This window comes from Corallococcus carmarthensis (assembly GCF_003611695.1).
In the GTDB taxonomy this organism is placed as follows: domain Bacteria; phylum Myxococcota; class Myxococcia; order Myxococcales; family Myxococcaceae; genus Corallococcus; species Corallococcus carmarthensis.
The window spans coordinates 1-8,121 of record NZ_RAWE01000318.1 but is presented as its reverse complement, the minus strand read 5'-3'; the positions used below and the strand labels follow the sequence as shown (position 1 = coordinate 8,121).

9 protein-coding genes are annotated in these 8,121 nt (G+C 70.9%); 8 read left to right on the top strand and 1 reads right to left on the bottom strand.

All coding sequences use genetic code 11. From position 1 onward, the window contains the following. Window positions 1-57: 57 nt before the first annotated feature. From D7X32_RS41615 to D7X32_RS41595, 5 genes are all read left to right on the top strand, one after another. On the top strand, window positions 58-318 hold the full coding sequence (locus D7X32_RS41615; RefSeq protein ID WP_120608054.1) for a hypothetical protein: 261 nt from the start codon (window positions 58-60) through the stop codon (window positions 316-318). After that, complete coding sequence (locus tag D7X32_RS41610) at window positions 315-1,301, top strand: amidohydrolase family protein (RefSeq protein ID WP_120608053.1); 987 nt, start codon at window positions 315-317, stop codon at window positions 1,299-1,301. The genes D7X32_RS41615 and D7X32_RS41610 overlap by 4 nt, the downstream gene beginning before the upstream one ends. Window positions 1,302-1,402: 101 nt before the next feature. Then, entirely contained in the window at window positions 1,403-1,783 is a 381-nt protein-coding gene (locus D7X32_RS41605; protein ID WP_014394116.1) for a response regulator, read from the top strand. 84 nt (window positions 1,784-1,867) lie between these two features. Then, a complete protein-coding gene (locus D7X32_RS41600; RefSeq protein WP_120608055.1) occupies window positions 1,868-2,698 on the top strand; it encodes an ABC transporter ATP-binding protein in 831 nt (276 codons plus the stop codon). Then, entirely contained in the window at window positions 2,695-4,359 is a 1,665-nt protein-coding gene (locus tag D7X32_RS41595; RefSeq protein ID WP_120608052.1) for a hypothetical protein, read from the top strand. The genes D7X32_RS41600 and D7X32_RS41595 overlap by 4 nt, the downstream gene beginning before the upstream one ends. 21 nt (window positions 4,360-4,380) lie before the next feature. Here the strand turns inward: D7X32_RS41595 and D7X32_RS41590 are convergent, their stop codons facing one another. Further along, the gene (locus tag D7X32_RS41590; RefSeq protein WP_120608051.1) at window positions 4,381-5,640 is read right to left on the bottom strand and encodes a vWA domain-containing protein; all 1,260 of its coding nucleotides are present in this window, start codon (window positions 5,638-5,640) and stop codon (window positions 4,381-4,383) included. A 127-nt stretch (window positions 5,641-5,767) separates the two neighbouring features. Between D7X32_RS41590 and D7X32_RS41585 the strand changes: the two genes are divergently transcribed. The 3 genes from D7X32_RS41585 (at window position 5,768) to D7X32_RS41575 (ending at window position 7,946) form a co-directional block, all read left to right on the top strand. Further along, complete coding sequence (locus D7X32_RS41585) at window positions 5,768-6,667, top strand: histone deacetylase family protein (protein ID WP_120608050.1); 900 nt, start codon at window positions 5,768-5,770, stop codon at window positions 6,665-6,667. An 84-nt stretch (window positions 6,668-6,751) separates the two neighbouring features. Further along, entirely contained in the window at window positions 6,752-7,459 is a 708-nt protein-coding gene (locus tag D7X32_RS41580) for a COG1470 family protein (protein WP_120608049.1), read from the top strand. A gap of 94 nt (window positions 7,460-7,553) precedes the next feature. Then, a complete protein-coding gene (locus D7X32_RS41575; RefSeq protein WP_120558308.1) occupies window positions 7,554-7,946 on the top strand; it encodes a peptide chain release factor-like protein in 393 nt (130 codons plus the stop codon). Window positions 7,947-8,121 lie beyond the last annotated feature (175 nt).

The following is an 8,121-nucleotide window of genomic DNA, read 5'->3' as shown; positions in this document are numbered from 1 at the left end:
GAACGGGGCGGGAGTGACGCGTGGCACCCGGTTGGGGCATCCCTTAGATTCCAGGGGATGAAGTTGCCCCTGCCGTTCCGTCGCGACCGTCCCATCATTCCGTCCGCCAACGCGCAGGATCACGCGGAGCGGTTGATCGCCGAGTCCCTGCGCATGCTCGGCCAGGTGTGCTCGAAGGTCGCGGACGCCATCGAGGCGCAGCGGCTGGAGCGCCAGGGCTACGCGCACAACAGCTACCTGCGGCGCCTGGACAACGAGGAGGACGCGAAGAAGTCCTCCGGGCCGGGCTCGGCGGGCTCGGCAGGCTCGGGAGGATGACGGTTCCCCGGGAGCCGCTCCCCGCGCAGCACGTGCATCCTGACGACGACGCCCCCGTGCCGTGCCTGGCGTCCTCGCCGGCCGCGTCCTGGAGGGATCAGGGCATCCACATGCCCATGCCCGCGCTGGCGGACGAGGAAGGGCCCCGCGTGGACCCCGGCCTGCCGCCCGTCGTGGACGCGCACGTGCACCTGTTCCCCGACCGCGTCTTCGAGGCGGTGTGGCGCTGGTTCGACCGGTACGGCTGGCCCATCCGCTACAAGCTGCACACGCCCCGCGTGCTGTCCTTCCTGTTGTCCCGGGGCGTCGAGCGCGTGGTCGCCCTGCACTACGCCCACAAGCCGGGCATGTCGCGCGCCCTCAACGCCTTCGTCGCGGAGGTGGCGAAGGCCGAGCCCCGCGTCATCGGGCTTGGCACCGTGTACCCGGGCGAACCGGACGCTGTCGCCATCCTGGAGGAGGCATTCGCCCTGGGCCTGAAGGGCGTGAAGCTGCACTGCCACGTCCAGGCCTTCTCCCCGGACGCGCCGCAATTGCATGCGCTCTACGAGGCGTGCGCCCGGGCGGGAAAGCCGCTCGTGATGCACTCAGGGCGGGAGCCGTCCAGTCCCCAGTACCCGGTGGATCCGCACCAGCTCTGCGCCGCGGAGCGGGTGGAACGCGTGCTGAAGGATCATCCCACGCTGAAGCTGTGCGTGCCGCACCTGGGAGCGGACGAGTTCGACGCGTACGCGCGCCTGCTGGAGCGCTACGACACGCTCTGGCTGGACACCACCATGGCGGTGGGCGGCTACTTCCCCGTGCCCCTGCCCAGGAAGGCGCTGGAGGCGCGGCCCGAGCGCATCCTCTACGGGACGGACTTCCCCAACATCCCCTATGCGTGGGACCGGGAGCTCCGGGCGCTGGCCGGGCTGGGGCTGGACGAGGCCGTGCTCGCGGGCGTGCTGGGCGGCAACACGCTGTCGCTCTACGGAGAGTGTTGAAAAGAAACGAAGCCCCTTCCGCAATGAAGGGGGCATTCCCATCTTCGACCCCATAGAATCGCGGTCCCCAGCAGACGCCGCCACTCCAGAGGCTCAAGCCCATGTCGAATTTCATCCTGGTCGTCGACGACGACGCGAGTCACCGCACGCTCATCTGCGATGCCCTCCAGGAGATGGGCTATGCGACCATCGAGGCCAAGAACGGCCGCGAGGCGCTGGATCTTCTGGAGGACGACATCCCGGGCGCCGTGCTGCTGGACCTGCGCATGCCCGTCATGAGCGGCTGGGGCCTGCTGGACGCGCTCAAGAAGATGCCTCGGGCGCGCAACCTGCCCATCATCATCATCTCCGGCTACGGCTTCGAGTGGGAGGCCGAGCTGGTCGGCGCCGCCGGCTACATCTCCAAGCCGGTGGACCTGGACAAGGTGCGCACCACGGTGCAGCAGATCGTCGGGCCGCCGGAGGTGGCCATGGTGCACTGAGTCGCAAGCGCCCGGCGGGCCGCACCATCCGTCAACCCGAGGATTGTGGGCAGCCCCTGGGGGCATGGTGTGATGGCGTCCTTCATGACGCCCCCTCCTGTTGAACCCGGCCCCGAGCTGGCCATCGACGCCCGCGGCCTCGTCAAGCGCTTCGGCACCTTCACCGCGCTGGACGGCCTGGAGCTCCAGATTCCCCGGGGCGCCTTCTACGCGTTCCTCGGCCCCAACGGCGCCGGCAAGTCCACCTCCATCGCGTTGCTCACCGGCGTGTACGGGCCCGACCAGGGCTCCATCCGCATGCTCGGCGTGGACGCCGTGGCGAAGCCCCTGGAGGTGAAGCAGCGCGTGGGCGTGGTGCCGGAGGAGCTGAGCCTCTTCGAGCGTCTCACCGGCCGCCAGTACCTCACCTTCTGCGCGCGCATGTACGGGCTGGACGGCGCCCAGGCCGCGTCGCGCGCGGTGGAGCTGCTGGAGCTGACGGAGCTCACGTACAAGGCCGGCGCGCTGGTGTCGGAGTACTCCAAGGGCATGCGCCGCAGGCTGGCCATCGCCGCGGCGCTCATCCACGCACCGGAGCTGGTGCTGCTGGATGAGCCCTTCGAGGGCATCGACGTGCTCGCCGCGGGCGTCATCCGCGAGCTCTTGCGCGAGCTGTCCCGCCGGGGCGTCACGCTGCTGCTCACCACGCACGTGCTGGAGATCGCCGAGCGGCTGGCCACGCACGCGGGCGTCATCCGGGGCGGGCGCATGCTGGATCAGGGCCCGGTGGAACAGCTCCGCCAGCGCCACGGCGTGGCCACGCTGGAGGCGGTGTTCGAGAAGCTGATCTCCGTGCCCGCCGCGCGCAACGCGAAGCTGTCGTTCTACGGGGAGCCCCCGGCGAACGTGGTGCCGCTGCGCCGGGAGTCCGCGTGAACCGCCCGCGTCCGCCGGTCCCCAGCTTCTTCCAGCACCTGCTGCTCCTCTGGGGCCTGCGCCTGCACCTGGGCCTCAACCAGGGCCCGGGCAAGAGCCGCCTGCTCGCGGTGGCGGCATTCCTGGGCTCCAGCGCGCCGGGTGTCCTGCTGGGCTTGAGCTTCTTCAAGCTGATGCGGCTGCCCCTCATCGTGCACAGCAACGTGTGGCCGTACTTCATCCTCAACCTGCTGTGCTTCGTCACCGCCGCCACCTGGGTGACGTGGCCGCTGTTGTCCGCGGGCGTGGATGACCACTCGGAGCTGTCGCGCTACGCCGCGTTCCCCATCTCGCCGTTCCGGCTCCTGATGGGCTCCACGGTGGCGAGCCTCTTCGAGCCGCGCGCGCTGGTGTTCTACGCGCCCCTCACCGGCGCGGCGGTGGGCTATGCGTCGCGCCACCGGCTGGCGTCCCCGTGGCTGGCGGCGGTGCTCTACGTGCTGTTCGCGCTCTTCTGCGCGGCGTGGAGCCGGGTGGGCCTCTACACGGTCATCAACGTGCTGAGGGCGAAGCACAGCGCGCGCATCATGGGCGGCGGCATGGTGGCGTTCCTGGTGGCCGCGTCGTTCATCCCGCCCATCGACACGTCGTGGCTCACCAGCGTGGGCGAAGCGGGCGTGGGCGCGCTGGACATGAGCCTCATCATCAACGCGGCGGTGGCGCTCAGCCAGGTGCCGCCGGGCTTCTTCGGCGACGGGCTGGGACAGCTGGCGCACGGGCGCGTGGGCATCGCGATGCTGGAGGCCTTCGGGCTCCTGTTCTTCACCGCCATGGGCATGGCGGTGGCGTACGCGCTGCTGATGCGCTTCCACCGGCAGGCGGGAGGCCGCTCCGGTGGAGACCGGGGCGATGGCAAGGACAGTGACCCCTTCGCCACCACGGGCTCACGCTTCGACACGATCCTGCGGCGCGAGGTGCTGGACCTGTGGCGCAACCCGCGCGCGCGGCTTTTGGCGGCGGTGCCCTTCATCCTGGCCATCCTGCTGAAGCTGCTCTCCGGCCGGGACCTCTTCGTGTACCTCTTGGGTGGCAGCGCGGATGCGTGGGTGATGGGCGGCCTGAGCATCTACGGCGCGGTGGTCATCGCGTCCACGTTCTCGCAGAACACCTTCGCGTACGACGGGCACGGCTTCGCGGTGTTCCTGGCGGCGCCCATGAACCTGGCGGACGTGCTGCGCGCGAAGAACCGGGTGCAGGGCGTGGCGGCGCTGGGGATGGCGGTGCTGGTGGGCGCCTTCTACCGGGTGTACTTCGGCGCGGGCACGCTCGTGGACTTCCTGTGCGCCATGGCGTCGGTGGCGGCGGTGGTGCCCATGCTGCTGGCCGCGGGCAACTTCCTGTCGCTGTACTTCCCGGTGAAGTTCCACGCGAGCCTCAAGCGGCGCGACCGCATCCCCCTCACCGCGTCCATGCTGGGCATCCTCGCGGCCAGCGTGGGCTGCATGCCGTTTGGCCATGCGCTGCGGGCGGCGGGGAAGGACGGACCGGGCTGGCAGTCCGTGGCCTTCATCGCCGCCTTCGCCGTGCTCCACTTCGGCGTCTACCTGGCGACGCGGCCGTGGGCGATGCGGCTGTTGGATCAACGCAGGGAGATCGTCCTCCGGGCGGTGACGCGCGAGTAGCCCGCCCGGAAGGTGGAGACCTCAGTACGCGACGCCGAACTTCGCGGCCTGGGTCTTCACGCTCTTCATCACGTTGGCGTCGAAGGCGTCCTCCTTGGCGGGGGCGTTCTTCGTGAGCCACTGGTCGCGCTCGGTGGCCAGCTTCGCGACCTTCTCCTCCAGCGCCTTGCGCTCGGCGGACAACTGCTTCACCTTCGCGGCCTGCTCCTCCTTCTTGAGGCCCTTGAGCTCCTGGGGCAGCTCGTCGTCCTTGAGGGTGTCGAGCGCGGCCGGCTTCTCCAGCAGGTCCACCGCGCCACCGACCGCCACGGGCGCGCTGCTCACCGCCGCCGCGCTGGGGGCGCTCATGCCCGCGCCCCGGCTCTTCTTCATGTAGCTGATGCGATCCGCGACAGCCTCCGCCGCCATGCCCTTGGTCGCCTCCGAACGGGCGAGGTTCATCTCGCGGGCCTCCTTCCGTCCGCCGTAGAGCGTCTTGCCCGCCAGCTCCGCGTTCACCCGCGACAGCTCCGCGTCAAAGGGCGTGGCCACCGCCACCATGCCGCCCGCCGAGTCGATGGAGTCGAAGGTGCCGTCCGTCAGCTTCGCCACGTAGCGCCAGGACTCCTCGGTGGAGCTGTCCGCGCCGCAGCGCACCGTGTTCACCACGATGTGGCGCTCCTTCGCGCGCTTGGACCATAGCTTGAAGTCCCAGGCAGCCTCGCGCTCGGCGGGAGGCGCGTCACCCACCAGGAAGATGACCTTCATCACCTCCCGGTTCTGGCTCCACTTGAGCAGCGACACCGCTTCGCCCAGGCCGCGGCCCACGTGCTCGGGGAAGTCCCCGCCGCCGTCCGCCTGGAGCTTGCGCAGCTCCGCGAACATGGAGTCCATGTCATCGCTCAGGTCGAAGCGCTTCGTCACGTAGGCGTCCCCCTGGTCCCGGTACGCCACCAGCGCCACCTTCAGGCGCGGCGTGGGCTTGCCCTTCGCGATGCGCGACGCGATGGAGAAGATCTTCTGCTTCGCGCCTTCCAGCAGGCCGCCCATCGACCCCGTCGTATCCAGCACGAACGCCACTTCGATTTCCGGCTGGGCGCCCTGCGGCTGGGCCTGCGCCCCCTGCCCCGCGGGCGTGCCGGTGGGCTTCGTGGGCCCGCCCTGCACGGAGGGCTTCGCTTCGGCGGTGGGCGGGGGCTTCACGGGCTCGTGGACGGGCGTGACGGCCCAGGCGGAGGTGGCGGACAGACCGGTGGCGAGCGCGGCCGTCAGGACGGCCCGCGAGAGGGGCTTCAGGTTCATGGGTGTGGGCTCCTGGAAACGGCGGGGGCGGCACATGCGCGCCGCCTGCTCCTGTAACGGACAGGCCCGCCGGAAGTTCTACGCCCCCGGTTGCGGCCCTCGAAAACGGGCGTTACGCCCCGGATCCGTGCGCGTCTTCCACATCGACCGGTACTCCGTCCCCCTCCCTGACGGGCACCGCTTCCCCATGGAGAAGTACCGCCTGCTGCGCGAAATCCTGCTCGCGCGCGGCATCCTGCCCCCCGCCGTCTTCCACGAGGCCCCCCGCGCGGAGCGCGACGAACTGGAGCGCGTGCACACCGCGCGCTACCTGGACGCCTTCTTCGGCGGAACCCTCACCGACGCGGAGCTGCGCCGGCTGGGCTTCCCCTGGTCCCTCTTGCTCGTGGACAACGCGCGCGCGTCCGTGGGCGGCACCCTGGCCGCGGCCCGCGCCGCCCTGGTGGAGGGGTTTGGCGCGAACCTGGCCGGCGGCACGCACCACGCCTTCCCGGACCACGGGGAGGGCTTCTGTGTCTTCAACGACATCGCCGTGGCCATCCGCGTCCTCCAGGCCGAGGGGGCCATCCGCCGCGCGGTGGTGGTGGACCTGGACGTGCACCAGGGCAACGGCACCGCGGCCACCTTCGCGGGCGACCCGTCCGTCTTCACCTTCTCCATGCACGGCGAGCACAACTTCCCCTTCCGCAAGCAACCCTCGCACCTGGACCTGGGCCTGGAGGACGGCGTGGGTGACGCGGAGTACCTGGCCGCGCTCGACGCCCACCTGCCCCACGTCCTGGAGTCCGCGCACGCCGACCTGCTCTTCTTCCAGGCCGGGGTGGATCCGCTGGAGGAGGACACCCTGGGCCGGCTGTCGCTCACCCACGCGGGCCTGCGCGAGCGCGACCTGCGCGTCATGCGCGCCGCGAAGGAGCGCGGACTCCCCGTGGTGCTCACGCTGGGCGGCGGCTACGCGAGGCCGCTGACGCCGTCGCTGGAGGCCCACGTCGGGACTTATCTCGCGGCCTGTTCGTTGTTCCGCTGACGCCCGCCTTCCCCGGGGCCGCTTGCGGGTTCGCGCGCCCCGGCCCCATGCTCGTCCCTGCTTCGCCACCCCTGGAGCCCTCCCATGCCGCGTTCCTTCCCCCGTCTCGCCATCCTCGCCTGCGCGCTGGCCCTGGGCTGCGACAGTGGCGGGCCCTACTACCGTCTGGACTGGGGAGGCGTGGACACCGTCACCGTCGCGCCCGGCGACTCCGTCCCCTATGACATCGCCCTCCAGCGCATCGCGGACAACCTGGGCGAGGTGCGCGTGCGCGCGGTGGTCGCCCCCGAGGGCGTCACCTTCGGCCCGGACTTCTCCCTCCCGGAGGGAGAGACCCTCGTCAGCACCACCGCCACCATCACGGTGTCCCCCAACGTCACGACCTACGGCGTGAACGCGTTGCAGCTCGTCGCGGAGGATCCGGCCAACAACGTCACCGCCACGAGCGGCATCTCCCTGATCATCCTGGAGCCGCCCCAGCCCCAGCCGGACTTCGCCATCGCCGTGGCGCCCCGACAGGTGGACGTGACGCCCGGCCAGTCCGGCCAGGTGACGGTGACGGTGACGCGCGCGGAGGGCTTCACCGGCCCGCTCACCATCACGCTCGAGACCCCCAGCAAGCGGCTCGCCGCCGACCCCGTCACCCTGCCCGCGGGCGAGACGACCGTGCAGGTGCGCGTCACCACGGACCGTTCGCTCACCGTCCTGCCCTACGCGGTGAAGTTCGTGGCCACCTCCGAGGACGGCCGCAGCGCCAAGACGGGCTTCACGTTCAACCTGAACCTCACCTGAGCGCGTCCACCCGGGGGGCCCACGCCGTTCGGGCCCGCGGGTGTCAGGAGCGAGGTACCGGTGGCGTCCTCGCGGCGCTACCTTGAGGACCGACATGACGCCGACCCAGCCCATTGCTCCCCCCGCACGACGCCAGGCCGCCCGGGAGGCCCTCGCCCTGGATGACGAGGCCCTGCTGAAGGTCTGCGACGTGGAGTTCTTCATCGCCTCCGGACCCGGCGGCCAGCACCGCAACACCACCGCCAGCGGCGTGCGCCTCTCACACCCGCCCACGGAGCTGTCCGTCACCGCCACCGAGCGCCGCAGCCAGTCGCAGAACAAGGACGCCGCCGTGCGCCGCCTGCGCGCCGGCCTGCAGGCCCTCACCTTCGTCCCCAAGGTCCGCAAGGCCACCCGCCCCACCCTGGGCTCCAAGCGCAGGCGCCTGGAGGAGAAGAAGCGCACCTCCGAGAAGAAGGCCGGCCGCGGCGGCAAGCTGGGCGACTAGGGCCTCCGCCGCTATGCAGGACGTGCGGGCCTCGCAAGCTTTGCGTAGCCGCTGACGTCGCCTGCCCACAGCCCCACGGTTTCTTTCCAGGGTCTCCCGAGCAGCGGAACCCTCCGACTCCGGGGCACACCGTGTGCAGCACCGAGGGTGACCCCTGACCCCGAGGGGTCTGTTG

What these genes read in the sequence shown, in the direction of transcription:
- D7X32_RS41615 (WP_120608054.1), top strand. Translation starts at nt 58, where the DNA reads ATGAAGTTGCCCCTGCCGTTCCGTCGCGACCGTCCCATCATTCCGTCC.
- D7X32_RS41610 (WP_120608053.1), top strand. Translation starts at nt 315, where the DNA reads ATGACGGTTCCCCGGGAGCCGCTCCCCGCGCAGCACGTGCATCCTGAC.
- D7X32_RS41605 (WP_014394116.1), top strand. Translation starts at nt 1,403, where the DNA reads ATGTCGAATTTCATCCTGGTCGTCGACGACGACGCGAGTCACCGCACG.
- D7X32_RS41600 (WP_120608055.1), top strand. Translation starts at nt 1,868, where the DNA reads ATGACGCCCCCTCCTGTTGAACCCGGCCCCGAGCTGGCCATCGACGCC.
- D7X32_RS41590 (WP_120608051.1), bottom strand. Translation starts at nt 5,640, where the DNA reads ATGAACCTGAAGCCCCTCTCGCGGGCCGTCCTGACGGCCGCGCTCGCC.
- D7X32_RS41580 (WP_120608049.1), top strand. Translation starts at nt 6,752, where the DNA reads ATGCCGCGTTCCTTCCCCCGTCTCGCCATCCTCGCCTGCGCGCTGGCC.
- D7X32_RS41575 (WP_120558308.1), top strand. Translation starts at nt 7,554, where the DNA reads ATGACGCCGACCCAGCCCATTGCTCCCCCCGCACGACGCCAGGCCGCC.